The following is a 19,683-nucleotide window of genomic DNA, read 5'->3' on the forward strand; positions in this document are numbered from 1 at the left end:
AAATATATAATATATAGGATGTACGAAAGTACATCCTTTTTTTTATATAAAATTTTAGCGAAATAAAGAGCTAAAGTTTGAAAATTAGATAGTTAATTAGTTTAAAATAAAACAAATTAAAATAAAAAGTATGAAATTATGATAGAAAGGTATAAAAAAATATAAGTAGTAACCAAAAATGCTATAAACGGATATATTAAATTATGGAAGAGTAGGAAAATGGGTGTATAAAAAATATAGATATGTCCATAATTAAGAGGAAAGGTGGGGTATAAGTGATTAATAGGTTATGCATTTTACTCCTTTTTGCTCTTAATTTAAGTACTTTTAATGGATATAACATTAACTCTTATAGAAATTTAGAGGAAAAGGTGAGGCTGGAAACAGAGTTTGTAGAGAATGGAGTTAAAATTGAATTTAATACAGGGAATGACAGTGAGAGTGAAAGAAAAAGAATAGAAAAAATAATAAAAGAAAATTTTTCGAGTGAAGAAAAAGAGAATAAAATAGATTTTAACGTATGGAAAGAAAAGAATAGGAGCTATGCAAATATTCAAATCATAAATAAAAATAAAGAAATGGATACTAATGAAATAAAAAATAAATTAAAAAAATTCACAGATGAAAATTCTAATGAGGTTAAATATTTTCAATATCATAAAGGTAAGATAAATAAAAATTTACAAGAAGAGTATACAAAAAATCTCGGAAAAGATTTTGAGATGATAGAAATTGAAAATGGATATACAGGGAAAATAAAATTAGGAAAAGATAATGTGAATGTTGGTTTAATCAATTATGATACTGGATTGAATTTAATAATTGGAACTCCAATAATATTTACAACATACTAAAAATTTTATTATGGAGGAAAATATGGAAAAGATAATTGTAAAAGAAACCAAAGGATTAACAGGTGAAGTTGATATAAGTACAGCGAAAAATTCTGTATTGCCTATAATAGCAGCAAGTATTTTATGTCCGGAGAAAGTAATTTTAAAAAATATAAAAATGCTTGAAGACGTTCAAGTTATAACAAGTTTAATGAGAGAATTAAATGGAGAAGTTGAATATTCAGAGATAACAGAAGATTTAATTTTAGATTCAAATAAAATTAATCCTCTAGAAAATACAAATGAGTTAGTAAGAAAAATGAGAGCATCTTTTTTAGTGATGGGACCGATGCTTGCTAGATTTGGGAAATGTAAAATATCATTACCTGGAGGATGCAATATAGGGAGTCGACCTATAGAGCTACATCTAAAGGGATTTAAAGCATTAGGAGCTAATATAAAGCAGGGACATGGTTATATAGAAGCAAGTGTAAAAAAATTTATTGGAAATAGAATATATCTTGATTTTCCATCAGTAGGAGCAACTGAAAATATAATTATGGCAGCTGTTTTGGCAAAAGGAACAACAGTAATAGAAAATGCAGCAGATGAGCCAGAAATATGGGATTTGGTTAGATTTTTAAATAAAATGGGTGCAAGCATATATGGTGCAGGAGCTCGAAAAATAATAATAAGAGGTGTTGATAGACTTAGAGGAGTTATTCATAGACCTATTTATGATAGAATTGAGGCAGGAACATTTATGGTTGCAGCAGCTATTACAAATAGTATGATAAAAATAAATGATGTAAATGAAGAATATCTAATGCCCATTATAGAAAAATTGAAAGAGTGTGGAGTAGTAATAACTGAGGAAGAAAATGGGATAATAGTAGATGGTAGATATGATAAATGTGGAGCTGATATAAAAACATTGCCTCATCCAGGATTCCCAACAGATATGCAACCTCAAATGATGACATTATTATCTACTATAAAAGGAACCAGTATGATTACAGAAACTGTTTTTGAAAATAGATTTATGCATGTTGATGAATTACGTCGAATGGGTGCAAATATAAAAATTGAAGGAAGAACGGCATATATAAAAGGTAGTGATAGATTAACTGGATGCGCAGTTAAATCTACAGATTTAAGAGCTGGAGCAGCACTTATAATAGCCGGTTTAGTAGCTGAGGGAGAAACACAAGTTGATGGAATTTATAATATAGATAGAGGATATAAAAATATTGAAAAGAAGTTTAGACAACTTGGAGCAGAGATAGAAAGAATAAATATATGAGCTTAGTACAGCTTTTAGCTGTACTAAGCTTTTTTACGATAATAAAATATTAATTAAAAGTTAAGACTTTATATAAAAAAATATTACTAGAATAATGAAAAAACTTAAAACATATATATAGGGGAAAGGGGGAGAGAACTTGAATAATAGGCAGATGAAAGAAAATGTTATTACAATGGGAATAGTTACGATTGCAATAGTTTTATGCTTAATAATGATCCCTAAGTTAATATTAGGAGATAGTATAAATATAGGAGAAAGTAAAGAAGTCAGTGAAGAAAAAAATAAAAAAAATACAGATACTATAAATGTTGCTGGAAATGAAAAAGTTACAGTATATAGAGCTAAAACAGGGAAAACTGATAAAGTAAATTTAGAGGATTATGTAATAGGAGTGGTTTCAGGTGAAATGCCAGTGAATTTTAGTGAGGAGGCAATAAAATCACAAGCTATTGCAGCGAGAACATATTATTTTTCAAAAAGAGAAGCAAAGTGCGAACAAGCAAAAGGTGCAGATATATGTGATACAATACATTGTCAAGTTTATATGGATAAAAAGGAAAGATTAAATGCGTGGGATAAAAAGTATGCAAATAAAAATTATAGTAAAATAGAGAAGTTGGTAAATAACACAAAAGGTTTGGTAATTACTCATAGTAATGAGATAATAAAGTATCCTCAATTTTTTTCAACAAGTTGGGGAAAAACTGAAAATTCAGAAGAGGTTTTTTCAGCAGCAGTACCATATTTAAAATCAATAAAAAGTCCAGGAGAAGAAGTTTCACCAAGATTTACAGAAGAAAAAATATTTGCTAATTCTGAGTTTGTTGCAATAGCAAATAATAAATTAAATAGTAATATTACAACAGATAAGATAAATACAAAAATTGAAATATTAAATAGAACAAATGGAGGTTCTGTAGCAGAGTTGAAAATAGGTGGAACGGTAGTAAAGGGAAAGGAATTTAGACAGGCGTATGAGATAAATTCAGCAAACTTCACTATAGAATATTTTAAAGATAAAGTAAAAATAATTACAAAAGGGTTTGGACATGGTGTTGGTATGAGTCAATGGGGAGCAAATGTAATGGCGCAAAATGGTGCGAATTATGATGAAATATTGACACATTATTATACAGGAGTAGAAATAAAAAAAATAAAATATAAAGATTGAATAGAAAGATGATATTTGGGATATTACTCAAATATCATCTTTTTTTAGTTGGCAAATTAAGGTGATTAAAAAAAATATATATGGACATAATTGAAACTAGGAGGTGTTTATTTTATGGAAAAAATAAAAATATTTGGAAGAAAGATAAAAAACTACTTTACTGATAAGAAGTTAACAAAAAAAGAGGGAGTATACATTGGGGTTTTTGCATTCATATGTATAACACTTATTTCAGGTGTAATAGTATTAAAAAATATTAATACGAATAAAACAAATAAGGTAAGTGAGCCAACTGAAAAGGAAATTGCACTGGTACCAGAGGTACCAACTAATACAGAAGCAATGGAAAATTCAGAAAGAGTTGAAAAGAAGAAGAAGGAAGAAACAGCAAAAGTATCTAGTACACCAAAATTGGAATTTGTAAATCCAATAGAAGGAAAATTACTTAAAGGTCACGATGATGCAATAATTTCAGAAGATGGTTTAAAGAGTGAAATGTTTGGTGGTATTTCTATAGTATCTAAAATTGGAACAGAAGTTAAAGCTGGTGAAGCTGGAGTTATAGATGAGATTAAGAATAATGATATTGCTTTTGGAACAACAGTAACAGTGAAGCATGCAAATGGGATTAAATCAGAATATTGTAATTTGAATCAAAATTTAAAAATTAAAAAAGGTGACACAGTTAAAAAAGGTCAAGTTATAGGAACAGTAGGAAAAACAGCACAAAGCTTAACAGCAGCATTAAAAAGTGAGTTTTTACACATAAGAGTATATACATTAAATGATAAATCATATAAAGAAATAGATCCAGGAAAATATTTTTCATATAAAAAGTAATGAAATAATCAGTCATTTGAATAAAATGGCTGATTACTTTAAATACTAATAATACTAATGAATTTTTAAGGAGGTAGAGTTAATGAAGGATTATATTGAAGAAAGAGTATTAGAAGTAGCACAATATATTATAGATTCAAAAGCCACGATTAGAAAAACTGCAAAAGTTTTTGGCGTAAGTAAAAGTACAATACACAAAGATATGACTGAAAGATTACCAAAGATTAATCCAACTATAGCAGAACAAACACATATAGTTTTAGAATTAAATAAATCAGAAAGACATATACGAGGTGGAAAAGCCACTAAGATGAAATATAAAACTGCTGAATAAATATTGAAACAAATGACCATTCCATATATAATATAGAAAAAAAGTAATATTTTTCAAAAAAAGGTGGAGTAGATATGTGGTTTTGGGAAAAGGGTTCAGACTTAGGAATAGATTTGGGTACTGCAACTATTTTGGTGTACATGAAGGGGAAAGGAATAGTACTAAAAGAACCTTCAGTAGTAGCTATAAATAAAAATACTGGTAAAGTATTAGCAGTGGGAGAAGAAGCTAGGAAAATGATTGGAAGAACTCCAGGAAATATAATAGCAGTAAGGCCTTTAAAGGATGGTGTAATATCGAATTATGATGTAACTGAAAAAATGTTACAGGAGATTATAGGTAAAGTTTGTGGTAATAAAAAAATTATAACTCCAAATGTAATTGTTTGTATTCCATCTATGGCTACAGAAGTAGAGAAAAGAGCTGTAATAGATGCAGCAAAAAATTCAGGAGCAAAAGATGTACATCTTATAGAAGAACCATTAGCTGCTGCAATAGGAGCGGGATTAGATATAACGAGACCTAATGGATGTATGATTGTAGATATTGGAGGAGGAACTTGCGATATAGCAGTTATTTCATTAGGCGGAATAGTAGAAAGAGTTTCAATAAAAGCAGCCGGAGATAAATTTGATGAGGCAATTATTAGATATGTAAGAAATACATATAAATTAATGATTGGAGAAAAAACAGCAGAAGAAATTAAGATAGCCATCGGATCAGTATTTGAAGATGAATACGATTCTACAGCAATAATTAGAGGCAGAAATATGTTAACGGGACTACCAGATGACTTAAAAATAAGTTCACAAGAGATTAGAGACGCCTTAAAAGAAACAGTTAACATGATAGTAGAAGGGGTAAAAAGTACACTAGAAAAAACTCCACCGGAATTAATTTCAGATATTATAGAAAATGGAATTATATTAACAGGTGGTGGTGCATTAATTCATGGACTAGATAAATTAATAAGTATTGAAACTGGATTAGAGGTTGAAATAGCAAAAAATTCAATTGAGGCAGTAGCAGAAGGAACAGGAATGGTTTTGCAATACATAAACAAAATAGATTCATCTGCTAGAAGTAAAGAGTTAATATTAATTAGTTAAAATAATGCTGTCCGTGGACAGCATTATTTTTTATAAATTAATTTTTTAATGCATATTAGAATCTATATATCTAAAAAGCCATTGATTATAAGCGTTGATTAGACCTTTAGAAATGATATTTGCAATATCATAAACTAATGAAAGACGAATATTATTAGAATAAAGAAAATCCTCAGAAGCACTTTTAGCTATTATACCGACAATAGAAATATCACCAACTTCTGTTAGAAGTTTTCCAACTCCACGACCGGGAGAAATGGGGGTATCTCTAAGATAAATATCACCAACTTCGCTTTTAGTACCTAAGCAAGCATCAATGGCAACAATAAAACTAGATTTATGTTTCTTTTTTATTTCATTAATTTTGGTATCTAAATTTAATGCGTGTATAGGATCGTGAATAGTCCCATACACAGGAAAAGGGAATTTATATTCAGTTAAAATTGATCCTACAATAGGACCTAAAGCATCACCAATAAATTTATCAGTACCAATACATACTATAATTAAGTCTTCCTTTATAATGTCTTTTACTAATGTACCTAATTTTATATCAGGATTTTTTGAAGTAATATTAATAATTTCTTTCAAGGACAATTCACCTCCTTAAATAATATATTCATGAAAAAAAGATGATATACAAAAAAAGGAATAAAAAAGAAAAAATAGTTAATAATTCAAATAAGAGGTGTGTGGTATGAAAAAAAGTTTAATTTTATTAATACTTATAATGAGTAGTATAACAATGTATTTTATTCTTTTTTGGAATCCAAATAGTAATAGAGTAGAAGACATAAAAGAAGTTAATTCAACAGAAATAAAGAAAAATAATCAAAAAAATGAAAATGAAGAAAAACGAATTCAAGAAGAGAAAGAAGCTATGGAAAAGGAAAATGCAATAGAAAAAAATAAAAATATAGAAAATATAAATAGATTGATTAAAAATATGAGTAAAGAGGATAAAATAAATATAGAAAATAGTTTGAATGAGTTATCAACAGTTGATTTAATGAAGATTAAAGAGAAACTTAATGAAGGAAAAATAGATGAAGTAAAGAAAATATTGAATGAAAGATTACTACAAATAGAAGAAAAAAATTTATATGAAATAATAAAAAAATATAAATGATGAATATAGGGTTAAATAAAAGAAAAAAATAGAAAAAGATAGGAATATAAAGATAATTTAGAATAATAACTATATTAAGCAGTTGAAAAAAGTTGTGTATAAATATATACTAACTATTGTCGGTTGGCAATATGCCTGCCGAAAACTAAATAACTTTTGGTGGGGTTCCCGAGTGGCCAAAGGGGGCAGACTGTAAATCTGTTGCAACTTGCTTCGAAGGTTCGAATCCTTCTCCCACCACCATTTAGTATGGTCGCATAGCTCAGCTGGGAGAGCACCTGCCTTACAAGCAGGGGGTCATAGGTTCGAACCCTATTGTGACCACCATTAAAAAATAAAATGAAATTTCGCTGGCATGGCTCAACGGTAGAGCAGCTGACTTGTAATCAGCAGGTTGTAGGTTCGATTCCTATTGCCAGCTCCAAATAAGGTGGGGTTCCCGAGTGGCCAAAGGGGGCAGACTGTAAATCTGTTGCAACTTGCTTCGAAGGTTCGAATCCTTCTCCCACCACCAAACGCTAAGTTTAACTTAGCGTTTTTTTTATTATATTATATTCAAAAAATAGAGAAAATAGTTGAATAATAAATAGAATAAAAAACCAAAAATATTAATAAAATAAAGAAAAATTTAAATTTAAATTGTATATAAAGCAAAAATGTTTGAATAATGGCATAGTATTAATATTTAAAGCTATTAACAAAAAGTTAATATATATAAATTGAGAAAAATAGATAGAATTTAATCTATTGACTGTATAAAATCTCTATGTTACAATTGCAAAGAAATCAAGACAAAAGAATAACGAAACTCTTATCAAGAGAGGTGGAGGGATATGGCCCTATGAAACCCAGCAACCTACAGTAATTAATTAAATTTAATATGTGTGGTGCTAATTCCTGTAGTTTAGCTACGAGATGAGAAGAATAGGAAACTAGTTCTCTTCTTATTGAAGAGTTTTTTTATTATAAAGAAAAATTTGTAAATTTGAAAGGAGAATAATACAATGAGAAGATTATTCACATCAGAATCAGTTACTGAAGGGCATCCAGATAAAATCTGTGATCAAATTTCTGATTCAGTATTAGACGCAATATTAGCAAAGGATCCAATGGCAAGAGTAGCTTGCGAAACAGCTGTAACTACTGGAATGGTAATGGTAATGGGAGAAATAACAACAAACTGTTACGTTGATATTCCAAAAGTTGTAAGACAAACAATAAGAGAAATTGGATATGATAGAGCAAAATATGGATTTGACTGTGATACATGTGCAGTTATGACAACAATAGATGAGCAAAGTGCTGACATCGCTATGGGTGTTGACGAAGCTTTGGAATCAAGAGAAGGACAAAAGGATGATGTTGAAGCAGTAGGTGCTGGAGATCAAGGAATGATGTTTGGTTTTGCTACTAATGAAACAGAAGAATTTATGCCAGCTCCAATAGCTATGGCTCACAGATTATCAAGAAGACTTACAGAAGTAAGAAAAAACGGAACTTTAGGATACTTAAGACCAGATGGTAAAACTCAAGTTACTGTTGAATATGAAAATGATAAACCAGTTAGAATTGATGCTATAGTTATATCAACTCAACATGGAGAAGATGTTACTTTAGAACAAATTCAAAAAGATTTAAAAGAACATGTAATAAAAGCTGTAATTCCAGCAGATTTATTAGATGCAGACACTAAATATTACATTAATCCAACAGGAAGATTCGTAGTTGGTGGACCACAAGGTGATAGTGGATTAACAGGAAGAAAAATCATCGTTGATACTTATGGTGGAATGGGAAGACACGGTGGTGGAGCATTCTCAGGAAAAGATTCAACTAAAGTTGATAGATCAGCTGCATATGCTGCAAGATGGGTTGCTAAAAACTTAGTTGCTGCTGGTGTTGCAGATAAATTAGAAGTGCAATTAGCTTATGCTATAGGTGTTGCTAAACCAGTTTCAATAGTTGTTGATACATTCAAAACTGGAAAAATTTCAGATGAAGAAATCATAGCTATAATTGAAAAAGTATTTGACTTAAGACCAGGAGCTATAATTAAAGAACTAGACTTAAGAAGACCAATATACAAACAAACAGCAGCTTACGGACACTTTGGAAGAACAGACGTTGAACTTCCATGGGAAAACTTAAATAAAGTTGAGGCTATTAAAGCTTTAATGAAATAGTAAATTTAAAAGCTACATCGATAGATGTAGCTTTTTTTATGCAAAAATATAAAAATCAATGATAGATAATCTGTTTTATAAAGAATAAATTTTACTTTTTTAGTTTTAGTTTAATTAAAGTAATCAAAGTTATTATCGGAAAAATAGTAACTATTAATAAACTAAATTTTAATGAAGATTGTATATCAAACATATTAGAGGTAAATTTAGTTGTAAGAAATCCTAATAACCAAGGAGCAAAACCAGCACCAATATCTCCAGAAGCAGCTAAAAAGGCAAAAAGGCTAATACCATGCTTAGGAATTTTTTCAGAAGTAGTAGTTAAGGTTCCAGGCCAAAGAATGCTAGTGAGTAAGCCACATAAAATACAGCTAATTATAGATATCCATTTTGAAGATGAGAATCCTATTATTAAATAAGCAATTATTGAAAGGATTGAACCTGAAATCATTAAATTATAAATATTTAATTTTTTTCCTAAGAGTCCAAATAGTAATCTACCTGCACCTAACATAAGTGCAAATCCACACATACCAACTAAGTTACTAAATATAATAGATAGATTTAAACCTTTTTTTATAAAAATGGATATCCATTGATTTATAACAAGTTCAGTTGCAGCACCAGAAGCTATAGCTATTAAAGCAATTATAAAAGTTGGATGTTTAATTAATTTTAGGAAATGTATTTCATCATCTTCTTGTTTGAACTCTAAAGTAGTTTTTAAAAAAATAAAGAAATTGATGATTGGGACAATACACCAAAATAAAACTATGAATCTCCAATTTTCTTTTCCAAAAATAAAAAAATAAAATGTAGTTAAAAGAATAATAGATACTTGCCCCCAAGCATAAAAAGAATGAAGTAAACTCATAGAGCTATGTTTATTGTCAGATTCTAGAGAATGAATTATAGGGCTTAGGATAAGTTGAAATATTCCACCACCGATAGAAAAAATAATAGTTGAAAAGATAAACATCAAAAAAGGGAAAGTTCTAAAAATATAAGGAGTTATAGAGAATGAAATAAATCCTAAAAAACAAAAAATATTAGCTATTAAAGCAAAGGGTTTAAAACCAAATTTTTTTACAGCATGAAATAAAAAAATATTACATAAAATTTGAGTAATGAAATTGGTTATTATTAAAATTGAAAGATTAGAATAAGAAAATTTAAATTCATCTATAAGTGTAGTAAAAAGGATAGGTGATAAATTTATTACAATAGCTTGAATAATGTATCCCATATAACAAGCTAATTTTATTAATTTTAAATTAGAGTTTGACATAAAATTTGATCACTTCCTTATATTTATTATATAAATTATTATGTGTGAAAAAAATATATAAATACGTTTGGGAAAAAAGAGTTTATTATAAATGAAATAAGGAGTTTTTTGGAAAGTTATATAGGATTAACTTGAATTGAAATATTTTTTTGTAAAAGATAAAGGGAATTATTCGATAGCCACTAGATTATTTTGTATCAAATAAGTTTTTAAAAAATATAATGTAGTAAATAATTGTTAGGTAGGGAAATAGAATGTCTTGTATTAAGTGTAATGATGCATTGATAAAAGGACTGAATAAATGTCCTAAGTGTGGAAAAGAACTAGAAAAAACAATTGTTAAGGCTACAGATAGTATTGATGAAAATAGAGATGGAAAAGAACTAAAAAAAGATATGGAAGAAAAAAATAAAACATATGAAATAGAAGAGAAAATAAAAGAGGAAATTGAAAGACTAAGTAGTGAAAAAAAGATAAAAGAAAATATAGAATTAGAAAATGAAGAGGAAATGTGTGAATATTATAATGAATATATTAAAAAGATGAAATTATATTGCCTTATAGGTGGATTAATAATAATTGCATTTTTTATTTTTGTTTTATATATTATTTTTTAATAAAGAAGTTAGATAATAAGAAAGAGAGATGTTATTATGATATGTTCATTGTCAAGTAGACAGGATAAATATCTAAAACATCTCTCTTTTCAATTATATTGTATGAACAACTTTTCCGTTTACAATTACAGTGTTTATGTTAATCTCATCATCAAAAAGAAGTAAATCTGCATCGTAACCTTCTTTGATTTGTCCTTTTTTATCTTCTACTTTACAGTGTCTAGCACCATTATGAGAAGCCATTTTTACTACTTCATATAAAGGATAACTTGTATTTTTATATACATTTCTAACAGCTTTATCAAGAGTTAATATAGAACCAGCTAAAGTTCCGCCATCAAGTCTTGCAGCACCATCTTTAACAAATACATCTTGACCACCAAGTGAATATTTACCATTAGGCATTCCACAAGCCATCATAGCATCAGTTACTAAAAGAACTTTATCTGTTCCTTTTTGTTTATATGCAACTCTTAAAGAGGGATAAGCAATATGAATACCGTCTGAAATAGTCTCAGTTGTAATATCAGAATCGAAAACAGCACCTACAACTCCAGGTTCTCTGTGGGCAAATCCTGTCATAGCATTAAATAAGTGTGTTGCATGGTTACATCCACAATGTATTCCATCCATAGCTTCAGCATAAGTAGCTTTAGTGTGTCCAATTGAACAAACAACACCTTTTTTACTTAAATATTCGATAAGTTCTTTAGCACCATCTACTTCAGGAGCAATAGTTATTGATGTTACTGCATCTTCACATCCCTTAACCATTCTTTCATAAGTTTCTATAGAAGGAACTTCAACAAAGTTTGGATTTTGAGCACCAATTGCATTTGGGCTTATAAAAGGACCTTCAAGATGTGCACCTAAAACGTTAGCACCATCTGTTCCATTAAGTTTTGTATATTTGATAGCTTCCATTGATTTTTGAATATCTTCAACAGCAACTGTCATTGTAGTTGGTGTGAATGATGTTGTCCCAAATTTACAAATAGTTTTAGCAATTTCGTTTATTGCTTCAACAGTTCCATCCATAGTATCGTGCCCACCAGCACCATGAATATGAACATCAATAAATCCAGGTGAAAGATACATTCCTTTAGCATCTATAATATTTGAATCTTCTGAATCTTCAGGATTGAATTTTACAATTTTATTATCTTTGATAAGAACAGAGCCTTCTTCTATTCTATCGATAAAGATTATTTTACAATTTTTTATTATCATATATTACACCTCCAAGAAAATTTAGTAGACAAAATTAATTTTACTTAAATGTCTTATGCTATAATTATATAATATAAAGTCAATAATATAAACAACAAGGCAGGATTTGGAGTGAAAAGATGGAAAGTATAGTTGGTTTAGTTGAAGGTATAGTATTTAAAAGTGAGGATTCGGGATATACAGTTTTAAAGGTGTTATTTAATAATCAAACAGTTACAGCAACTGGAGCTGTACCTTTTGCCAAAGAAGGCCAAAATGTAAAGTTAACTGGAGAATGGGTTGTACATAAACAATTTGGAAAACAGTTTAAAATAGAAATGTATGAAGAAATACTTCCAACATCAATAGAAGGAATAGAAAGATATTTAAGTGCAGGAGTTATCTATGGAATTGGTCCTGTTACAGCTAAAAGAATAGTCGCTCATTTTGGAGAAAATACATTAGAAGTTCTAGAGAACAATATTGAAAGATTGAAAGAAATAGAAGGAATTGGAGATAAAAAATTTAAGATTATATATGAATCTTATGAGGAACAAAAAGGATTGAGAGATATAATTTTATTTTTTACACAATATGGACTTTCAAATAATCAATGTATAAAACTTTATAAAAAATATGGGGATAGAGCAAAGGATTTAGTAAAGGAAAATCCATATAGATTATGTAAAGAAATATCAGGGATAGGATTTAAAACGGCTGATAAAATAGCAATGAACATGGGAATTGAAACAAGATCATCTCATAGAATAAAAAGTGGGATAGACTATGTGTTAAATAAATTTTGTGCTAATGGAAATACATATATGCCTAAAGAGCGATTAATTGAAGAAGCAAGAGAAACTTTAGTGGTTGAAAAAGAATTGATAGAGGAAAACATATACAATTATTATTTAGAAAAAGGAATAATAATTGAAAAAATAAAGGATCAAGAAGCTGTTTTTTCATTGCCATATTATTATAGTGAAATTGGGATAACAAAAAAAATAATAGAGCTTGGAATTGAAAATTTTCAAACTATAAATACTGATGTAGAACATGAAATAAAAATGTTCGAAAGAAGTCAGGGAATCATATTTGCTAAATCGCAAAATGAAGCGATTTTAAATGCTTTTATAGAAGGAATTGAAATAATAACTGGTGGACCAGGAACAGGGAAAACAACAATAATAAAATGTATTATTGACATATACGAAAAAAATGGATTAAAAGTTTTATTAGCAGCACCAACAGGAAGAGCAGCTAAAAGAATGTCAGAGTCAACAGGAAGAGAAGCTAAAACTATTCATAGATTATTAGAGATGGGAGTTTCAGATGAAGGTGGAGAAAGAACAACATTCCTAAAAGGGGATGGAGAGCCATTAGAAGGAGATGTTGTCATACTTGATGAAGCTTCTATGATTGATGTTAATTTAATGAATAATCTTTTGAAAGCTATAAAGCTTGGAACAAGGCTTATAATTGTGGGAGATGTTGATCAACTACCATCAGTTGGGGCTGGAAATGTTCTAAATGATTTAATAAACAGTGAGTTTATTAAAGTCGTACGTTTAAAAGAAATTTTTAGACAAGGAGCTGAAAGTCTAATAACTGTAAATGCACATAGAATAAATAATGGGGAAATGCCTCATTTAAATAAAAAAGGAAATGATTTTTATTTTATAAGAAGTGAAAATAATGAAGAAATATTAAATACTATAATAGATTTAATAAATAGAAGACTGCCTAAGTTTAATAAGGATTGGGATAAATTACGAGATATTCAACTTTTAACACCGATGAGAAAAGGGATTCTAGGTGTTGAAAATATGAATGAGAGAATTCAAGAAGTATTGAATCCTAAGGACCCAGGTAAAAGAGAAAAGAAAATTAAAGAAATTATTTTTAGAGAAGGCGATAAGGTTATGCAAACAAAAAATAATTACTCTTTAAAATGGACTCGTGTTTCAGGAGAAGGTGAGTATGAAGGTGATGGAGTTTTTAATGGAGACATGGGCTTTATACAATCTATAAATGAAGAAGAAAAAATTATAACAGTAATATTTGATGATGAAAGAAAAGTAAAATATGATTATGTATATGTAGATGAATTAGAACTTGCTTATGCAATTACAATTCATAAAAGTCAAGGAAGTGAATTTAAAGTGGTTATAATACCATCGTTTATGGGTTCATCGCTTCTTATGAATAAAAATTTATTATATACGGGGATTACAAGAGCTAAGAAATTAGTAGTGGTAGTCGGTATGACAAAAGCATTAAATTATATGGTTAAAAATACAAAAAGTATGGAAAGATATTCGGCACTTGAACATAAAATAAAGGAAATAACAAATCATGAATTTGTAGAAAAGTAGATATGGAGGAGATTACTTTGAAAGAAAATATGAATGAGATTAAAGCTATAAATAAAAAATTAAATAACTTTTTAGAGAATGATTTAAGTTTGCTTCAATTTTATGGAAGACCATTTCAAAGTAATAGTATTTTTAGTGAAATCATATCTAAAATAGTAGAAAAAGGTGGTCATATTCTATATATTTGGGGATATGAAAATTTAAGCAAAGAAATATATAGGCAAATAGGAAACAAAGGAAAGATTGCATATTCTGTAAATGGGTTAAGTGAAGCAAATTTAGTATTTATGTCATTTAAACACACATATAACATAAGTAGAGACTATGATTTGATTATTATAGATGATGTTTCAACCTATTTTAAAATAAATGAATTTGCGGTAGAAGGATTATATAATAAGTGTAAAGTTCATAGTAAAAAAATTATTATATATGGAATACAAAGTTGCTCATTTAACCAAGATGGAATAGATTTGAGTAGTCTAAATGTAAGAGAACGTTTCTTAGAGCCTCGAGTAATAACTACTAGAATAGATTTGAAAAAAGATATACCATATAGCCTTTATGATTATATATTATGGTTTAAAAATAGACGAAGTAAGGTTGTATTTTGGGTTCCATATGCAGATGATGTAGAAAGCCTATATCATTATTATTTAAAAGAAATTAATTTGGATAATGTAAAAATTATAAAAGAAACGGAATATAAAAATGATTTAAATATTAAAGATAGGGCAATATTTATAATAACAAACAATATGGAGGCATTATGTAATATTTCTAGATTAGATGGAATAGTTGCTCTTTTTGCAGATAATAATAAATTAGACTATAAAAAAATTATTTATATGTGCGGACAGATAACTACTAAAACAGGAGAAGTTATATTAGTTAGTAGAAATGAAACAGAAGAAATTGAGAGAGCTAGAAAGCTAACTAGAAATTTCAATAAAAAATTATGGGACGAGAAATTTTCAATGTACTAGATATGATATTTCAAGGGTTTTTAGAGATAATATTTCCTAAAAAAAATGAATGCCTAATTTGTAAAGAAGAGGCAGAAGGTATTTGTAATAAATGTTCTAAAAAAATAGTGAAATGTGAAAAAAGTGATATAAGTTATGCATACTATAATGAAGAACTAAAAGAATTAATTCTTCTTTTTAAATTTAGGAAAAACTTTAATGCAGGAGAAGTTTTAGCATCATTTTTAATAGAAAAATTAAAAGATGAGAAAGAAGAATATATTTTAACTTTTGTACCTATAAGCAAAAGAAAAATGAAAAAAAGAGGGTTTAATCAATGTGAATATCTCTGTAAAAAGGCAGGGAAAGTTTTAAAAATTGATGTAATAGAGACACTTATTCAAGTAAAAGATGTAAGAGAACAAAAAACTTTAAGTAAACAAGAACGAAGTAATAATGTTAAAGGAATATTTAAAATTATAAATAAAGAGAAGATAAAAAATAAAAAACTTATATTGGTAGATGATGTCATAACAACAGGTGCAACCTTAAAAGAATGTGAAAAAATTTTGAAAAATGGTGGAATAGGAAGTATAAAACTGTTGACTATTGGGAAAAGTGATATATAATATTAATGTAAAGTTAGGTCTGTGGTTGAAAGTCGATGCTAGTCGCAGGCAAAACGATCCACGTAACCTAGGCAAAGATTCTAGTGAGCATGGTGCGGTATAGAGGTAAGTCCTACCAGAGAAAATCTGAGAGTATTAGTAGTGAGAGGTTAAGTCCGGGTAGCGAAAGTTCCAGTAGGCGAGTGTGGGGGCAAAAACCAGGTCAGCTAACTTTACAAAAAAGAAAGTATGGAAATATACAAATGTATTATTGTCCATGCTTATTTTTTTGCAATTATTAATTTTCAGAAAATTCTAACACAATATTGAAAATGTTTTCTGGAAATGATATAATATAGACAAGAAGTAATTAAAAGCTTCACATATAAACTAAAGGGTTTAGTATAAGTCTTTTAATAGAGAAAGGGGCTGGACTTTATGAAAGTAACAGTAGTATCAAAGAATATTGAAATAACAGAAGGGCTAAGAGATGGAATAGAAAGAAAAATCGCAAAGCTTGAAAAATATTTTGAGAAAGAAGTAGAAGCAAAAGTTACAATAGCAGTACAAAAAAATGCGCACATAGTAGAGGTCACAATTCCTTTCAGTGGAATAATGTTAAGAGCGGAAGAATCAACTAACGATATGTATAAATCAATAGATTTAGTCGAAGAAAAATTAGTTAGACAAATTAGAAAACAAAAAACTAAGTTAAGTAGAAAATATAATAAATCTTTAAGATTTGCAGAAATTGCAGCAGATATGGAAGATGTAGAAGAATCTAAAGGGAAAATAGTAAGAACTAAAAGTTTTGCAGTTAAGCCTATGAATTCAGACGAGGCAGTATTACAAATGGAACTTTTAGGGCATAATTTCTTTGTATATCAAGATACTGATACAAATAACGTTAGTGTAGTGTATAAAAGAAAAGATGGAAATTACGGATTGTTAGATCCAGAATATAAATAAAAAATAAATTAAGGCTTCATAGATAATTTTATCTATGAAGCTTTTATTGTATAGAGAATAAAATTTGGGTATAATTTAGAATATATAAATAAAAAAGGTGAAAAGTTGAAAAAATGGCCATATAAATGGTATAATTTAAGAATGTACGAATAAGATTGGCTAATTTTAGAAATTAGTAATTTGTTTTAATTTTGAAAGGAAGAAAATATGGGAATATTTAAAGCGTTATTTGGATCATATAGCGAAAGAGAAGTAAAAAGAATACAACCAATAGTTGAGAAGATAGACAAATTAGCTCCTACAATTGAAGGACTATCAGATGAGGAGCTTCAAGGGAAGACAAATGAATTTAAAGAAAGATTATCAAAGGGTGAGACTTTAGATGATATATTAGTAGAAGCATTTGCTGTTATGAGAGAAGCATCATGGAGAGTTTTAGGAATGAAACATTATAAGGTGCAATTAGCAGGAGGAGTAGTTCTACATCAAGGAAGAATTGCAGAGATGAAAACCGGAGAAGGTAAAACTTTAGTTGCAACACTTCCAGCATATCTTAATGCATTGTCAGGAAAAGGAGTTCATGTAATTACAGTTAATGACTACCTTGCAAAAAGAGATATGGAACAAATGGGTGAAGTATACGGATTTTTAGGACTAACAACAGGAGTTGTAGTTCATGATATAAGTAATGATGATAGAAGAGCAGCATATAATTGCGATATCACTTATGGAACAAATAATGAATTCGGATTTGATTACTTAAGAGATAACATGGTTATATATAAAGAGGAAATGGTTCAAAGAGACCTTAACTTTGTTATAGTGGATGAGGTTGACTCAATTTTAATTGATGAAGCTAGAACACCACTTATAATTTCAGGAGCAGGGGAAAAATCAACAGAATTCTATAAGGTTGCTGACTTCTTTGTAAAAAAATTAATTGCAGAAGAAGATTATACAATTGATGAAAAAGCAAATGCGGTTATGTTAACTCATCAAGGTGTTGAGAAAGCTGAAAAAACATTTAATTTAGAAAACTATGCAGATGCTGAAAATATGCAATTACAACATTATGTAACACAAGCACTTAAAGCAAACTACTTCATGAGAAAAGATAAAGACTACATGGTTAAAGATGGAGAAGTTATTATAGTTGATGAATTTACAGGAAGACTTATGGAAGGTAGAAGATATTCAGATGGTCTTCATCAAGCAATTGAAGCTAAAGAAAATGTTAAGATTGCTAGAGAATCAAAAACATTAGCAACAATTACATTCCAAAATTATTTTAGAATGTATAATAAGTTATCAGGAATGACAGGAACAGCGTTAACAGAAGAAAATGAGTTTAGAGAAATTTATGGCTTAGATGTTATAGTTGTACCTACTAACTTACCAATACAAAGAGCAGATAGACATGATGTTGTTTATAAAACAGCACAAGGCAAATATAAAGCAATCGTTGACGAAATAATTGAATCAAATAAAAACGGTCAACCGGTGCTTGTTGGTACAGCAAGTATTGAAAAATCAGAAATAATAGCAGGTCTTTTAAAGAAAAGAGGAGTTACACATAAAGTATTAAATGCGAAATTCCATGAACAAGAAGCAGAAATTATTACTGGAGCTGGAGAATTAGGTTCTGTTACAATTGCAACTAATATGGCCGGAAGAGGAACAGACATCAAATTAGGTGAAGGTGTTATTGAAGCTGGTGGTTTAAAAATTATCGGAACTGAAAGACATGAATCTAGAAGAATAGATAATCAGCTTAGAGGGCGTGCTGGAAGACAAGGAGACCCAGGTCAATCAACATTCTATATTTCTTTAGAAGATGATTTAATGAGAATATTTATGTCGGAAAAAACACACTCAATGGTTGATAAGTTAGGACTTGAAGAAGATGATGCTATAGAAAGTAAAATAATTACTAAATCTATAGAAAGTGCTCAAAAGAAAGTTGAAGGACATAACTTTGATATTAGAAAGAATCTTCTAGGATATGATGATGTTATGAATATGCAAAGAGAAGTTATCTACAAACAAAGAAGAGAAGTTCTTGAAGGTGAAAATTTAAAAAATGAAATTCTTAGCATGATAAAAAGTGTTGTATCTGGAGCCGTAGAAAATCATCTAGCAGGTGTAGAAGAGGATTATGAAGAAGCATTAAAGAAACTTGTAATTTATTTAGATGAGATTTGTATTCCAAGCAATAGAATAACTATAGATGATTTAGTAAATCTTGATATAGAAGAAATAAAAGAAAAACTAACAGCTATGGCTATGGAAATTTATGAAGGCAAAGAATTAGAGTTTGGAGAAGAAAGAATTAGAGAAATTGAAAGAGTAGTTCTTCTTAAAAACGTTGATATGAAATGGATGGATCATATAGATGCAATGGATCACTTAAAACAAGGGATTGGTTTAAGAGCATTTAAACAAATAGATCCAGTTCAAGCTTACCAAATGGAAGGTAGCGAAATGTTTGAAGAGATGATCCAATCTATAAAAATAGATACAGTTAAATATCTTTTCCATGTTCAAATGGAAAAAGCACCAGAAAGAGAAAGAGTAGTAGAAAAGACTACTGAAGTTCGTGGTGGAGGTTTAGAAGGAAATGAACCTAAAAAGAAAGAACCAGTTAGAAAAGAAGTAACTACAGGAAGAAATGATAAATGTCCATGTGGAAGCGGTAAGAAATATAAAAATTGCTGTGGAAGAGAAGTTTAATAAATAAAATAATAGCA

General features: G+C 28.9%; 17 protein-coding genes, 4 tRNA genes and 1 riboswitch. Of the genes, 18 read left to right on the forward strand and 3 right to left on the reverse strand.

Features of this window, described 5'->3' with window-relative positions; genetic code table 11:
- Positions 1 to 275 precede the first annotated feature (275 nt).
- From Q0W06_RS01200 to mreB, 6 genes are all read left to right on the forward strand, one after another.
- A complete protein-coding gene (locus Q0W06_RS01200) occupies positions 276 to 854 on the forward strand; it encodes a hypothetical protein (protein ID WP_297630234.1) in 579 nt (192 codons plus the stop codon).
- A gap of 22 nt (positions 855 to 876) precedes the next feature.
- Entirely contained in the window at positions 877 to 2,136 is a 1,260-nt protein-coding gene (murA, locus tag Q0W06_RS01205) for a UDP-N-acetylglucosamine 1-carboxyvinyltransferase (RefSeq protein WP_297630236.1), read from the forward strand.
- A gap of 139 nt (positions 2,137 to 2,275) precedes the next feature.
- Positions 2,276 to 3,310, forward strand: a complete 1,035-nt coding sequence (gene spoIID, locus Q0W06_RS01210) for a stage II sporulation protein D (RefSeq protein WP_297630240.1) — start codon at positions 2,276 to 2,278, stop codon at positions 3,308 to 3,310.
- Positions 3,311 to 3,424: 114 nt separating this feature from the next.
- The gene (locus tag Q0W06_RS01215; protein WP_297630243.1) at positions 3,425 to 4,150 is read left to right on the forward strand and encodes a M23 family metallopeptidase; all 726 of its coding nucleotides are present in this window, start codon (positions 3,425 to 3,427) and stop codon (positions 4,148 to 4,150) included.
- Positions 4,151 to 4,232: 82 nt separating this feature from the next.
- On the forward strand, positions 4,233 to 4,484 hold the full coding sequence (gene spoIIID, locus Q0W06_RS01220) for a sporulation transcriptional regulator SpoIIID (RefSeq protein ID WP_297630246.1): 252 nt from the start codon (positions 4,233 to 4,235) through the stop codon (positions 4,482 to 4,484).
- Between the two features lie 74 nt (positions 4,485 to 4,558).
- A complete protein-coding gene (gene mreB, locus Q0W06_RS01225; protein WP_297630248.1) occupies positions 4,559 to 5,593 on the forward strand; it encodes a rod shape-determining protein MreB in 1,035 nt (344 codons plus the stop codon).
- A gap of 45 nt (positions 5,594 to 5,638) precedes the next feature.
- Here mreB and yyaC read toward each other — a convergent pair whose 3' ends face one another.
- Positions 5,639 to 6,184 (reverse strand): spore protease YyaC, encoded by a 546-nt coding sequence (gene yyaC, locus Q0W06_RS01230; protein ID WP_297630251.1) that lies wholly within the window; start codon positions 6,182 to 6,184, stop codon positions 5,639 to 5,641.
- Positions 6,185 to 6,290: 106 nt separating this feature from the next.
- On the opposite strand from yyaC, the gene Q0W06_RS01235 reads away from it, so the two are divergent.
- From Q0W06_RS01235 to metK, 6 genes are all read left to right on the forward strand, one after another.
- Positions 6,291 to 6,722 carry a hypothetical protein gene (locus Q0W06_RS01235; protein WP_297630253.1) on the forward strand — a complete coding sequence of 144 codons (432 nt, stop codon included), beginning with the start codon at positions 6,291 to 6,293 and terminating at the stop codon, positions 6,720 to 6,722.
- A 158-nt stretch (positions 6,723 to 6,880) separates the two neighbouring features.
- Positions 6,881 to 6,965, forward strand: a tRNA-Tyr gene (locus Q0W06_RS01240).
- Positions 6,966 to 6,973: 8 nt separating this feature from the next.
- Positions 6,974 to 7,049 (forward strand) — tRNA-Val (locus Q0W06_RS01245).
- A gap of 22 nt (positions 7,050 to 7,071) precedes the next feature.
- A tRNA-Thr gene (locus tag Q0W06_RS01250) sits at positions 7,072 to 7,146 on the forward strand.
- Positions 7,147 to 7,151: 5 nt separating this feature from the next.
- Positions 7,152 to 7,236: transfer RNA gene (locus Q0W06_RS01255), tRNA-Tyr, on the forward strand.
- 294 nt (positions 7,237 to 7,530) lie between these two features.
- Positions 7,531 to 7,644, forward strand: a riboswitch (SAM riboswitch).
- Positions 7,645 to 7,726: 82 nt separating this feature from the next.
- The gene (gene metK, locus Q0W06_RS01260) at positions 7,727 to 8,905 is read left to right on the forward strand and encodes a methionine adenosyltransferase (RefSeq protein WP_297630255.1); all 1,179 of its coding nucleotides are present in this window, start codon (positions 7,727 to 7,729) and stop codon (positions 8,903 to 8,905) included.
- Positions 8,906 to 8,996: 91 nt separating this feature from the next.
- Here the strand turns inward: metK and Q0W06_RS01265 are convergent, their stop codons facing one another.
- Positions 8,997 to 10,193 (reverse strand): MFS transporter, encoded by a 1,197-nt coding sequence (locus tag Q0W06_RS01265; RefSeq protein ID WP_297630258.1) that lies wholly within the window; start codon positions 10,191 to 10,193, stop codon positions 8,997 to 8,999.
- Between the two features lie 254 nt (positions 10,194 to 10,447).
- Here Q0W06_RS01265 and Q0W06_RS01270 point away from each other — a divergent pair, with 254 nt between their 5' ends.
- On the forward strand, positions 10,448 to 10,810 hold the full coding sequence (locus tag Q0W06_RS01270; RefSeq protein WP_297630260.1) for a hypothetical protein: 363 nt from the start codon (positions 10,448 to 10,450) through the stop codon (positions 10,808 to 10,810).
- A gap of 93 nt (positions 10,811 to 10,903) precedes the next feature.
- Here the strand turns inward: Q0W06_RS01270 and nagA are convergent, their stop codons facing one another.
- Positions 10,904 to 12,040: an N-acetylglucosamine-6-phosphate deacetylase gene (gene nagA, locus Q0W06_RS01275; protein ID WP_297630263.1), complete on the reverse strand. Its 1,137-nt coding sequence runs from the start codon at positions 12,038 to 12,040 to the stop codon at positions 10,904 to 10,906.
- A gap of 119 nt (positions 12,041 to 12,159) precedes the next feature.
- On the opposite strand from nagA, the gene Q0W06_RS01280 reads away from it, so the two are divergent.
- The 5 genes from Q0W06_RS01280 (at position 12,160) to secA (ending at position 19,666) form a co-directional block, all read left to right on the forward strand.
- A complete protein-coding gene (locus Q0W06_RS01280) occupies positions 12,160 to 14,394 on the forward strand; it encodes an ATP-dependent RecD-like DNA helicase (RefSeq protein ID WP_297630266.1) in 2,235 nt (744 codons plus the stop codon).
- 17 nt (positions 14,395 to 14,411) lie between these two features.
- Positions 14,412 to 15,380, forward strand: a complete 969-nt coding sequence (locus Q0W06_RS01285) for a hypothetical protein (protein WP_297630269.1) — start codon at positions 14,412 to 14,414, stop codon at positions 15,378 to 15,380.
- Positions 15,353 to 15,988: a phosphoribosyltransferase family protein gene (locus Q0W06_RS01290; protein WP_297630272.1), complete on the forward strand. Its 636-nt coding sequence runs from the start codon at positions 15,353 to 15,355 to the stop codon at positions 15,986 to 15,988. The genes Q0W06_RS01285 and Q0W06_RS01290 overlap by 28 nt, the downstream gene beginning before the upstream one ends.
- A 417-nt stretch (positions 15,989 to 16,405) precedes the next feature.
- On the forward strand, positions 16,406 to 16,936 hold the full coding sequence (gene raiA, locus Q0W06_RS01295; protein ID WP_297630275.1) for a ribosome-associated translation inhibitor RaiA: 531 nt from the start codon (positions 16,406 to 16,408) through the stop codon (positions 16,934 to 16,936).
- 207 nt (positions 16,937 to 17,143) lie between these two features.
- Positions 17,144 to 19,666 (forward strand): preprotein translocase subunit SecA, encoded by a 2,523-nt coding sequence (gene secA, locus Q0W06_RS01300; protein ID WP_297630278.1) that lies wholly within the window; start codon positions 17,144 to 17,146, stop codon positions 19,664 to 19,666.
- The last annotated feature ends 17 nt before the right edge of the window (positions 19,667 to 19,683 follow it).

It is taken from the genome of uncultured Clostridium sp., from assembly GCF_947072515.1.
Lineage (GTDB): Bacteria > Bacillota > Clostridia > Clostridiales > Clostridiaceae > Clostridium.

Excerpts from the sequence above, each read along its gene's own strand:
- Q0W06_RS01215 (WP_297630243.1), top strand. The coding sequence starts at position 3,425 with ATGGAAAAAATAAAAATATTTGGAAGAAAGATAAAAAACTACTTTACT.
- Q0W06_RS01280 (WP_297630266.1), top strand. The coding sequence starts at position 12,160 with ATGGAAAGTATAGTTGGTTTAGTTGAAGGTATAGTATTTAAAAGTGAG.
- murA (WP_297630236.1), top strand. The coding sequence starts at position 877 with ATGGAAAAGATAATTGTAAAAGAAACCAAAGGATTAACAGGTGAAGTT.
- raiA (WP_297630275.1), top strand. The coding sequence starts at position 16,406 with ATGAAAGTAACAGTAGTATCAAAGAATATTGAAATAACAGAAGGGCTA.
- Q0W06_RS01270 (WP_297630260.1), top strand. The coding sequence starts at position 10,448 with ATGTCTTGTATTAAGTGTAATGATGCATTGATAAAAGGACTGAATAAA.
- nagA (WP_297630263.1), bottom strand. The coding sequence starts at position 12,040 with ATGATAATAAAAAATTGTAAAATAATCTTTATCGATAGAATAGAAGAA.
- Q0W06_RS01290 (WP_297630272.1), top strand. The coding sequence starts at position 15,353 with ATGGGACGAGAAATTTTCAATGTACTAGATATGATATTTCAAGGGTTT.
- Q0W06_RS01235 (WP_297630253.1), top strand. The coding sequence starts at position 6,291 with ATGAAAAAAAGTTTAATTTTATTAATACTTATAATGAGTAGTATAACA.
- metK (WP_297630255.1), top strand. The coding sequence starts at position 7,727 with ATGAGAAGATTATTCACATCAGAATCAGTTACTGAAGGGCATCCAGAT.
- secA (WP_297630278.1), top strand. The coding sequence starts at position 17,144 with ATGGGAATATTTAAAGCGTTATTTGGATCATATAGCGAAAGAGAAGTA.
- Q0W06_RS01265 (WP_297630258.1), bottom strand. The coding sequence starts at position 10,193 with ATGTCAAACTCTAATTTAAAATTAATAAAATTAGCTTGTTATATGGGA.
- mreB (WP_297630248.1), top strand. The coding sequence starts at position 4,559 with ATGTGGTTTTGGGAAAAGGGTTCAGACTTAGGAATAGATTTGGGTACT.
- spoIIID (WP_297630246.1), top strand. The coding sequence starts at position 4,233 with ATGAAGGATTATATTGAAGAAAGAGTATTAGAAGTAGCACAATATATT.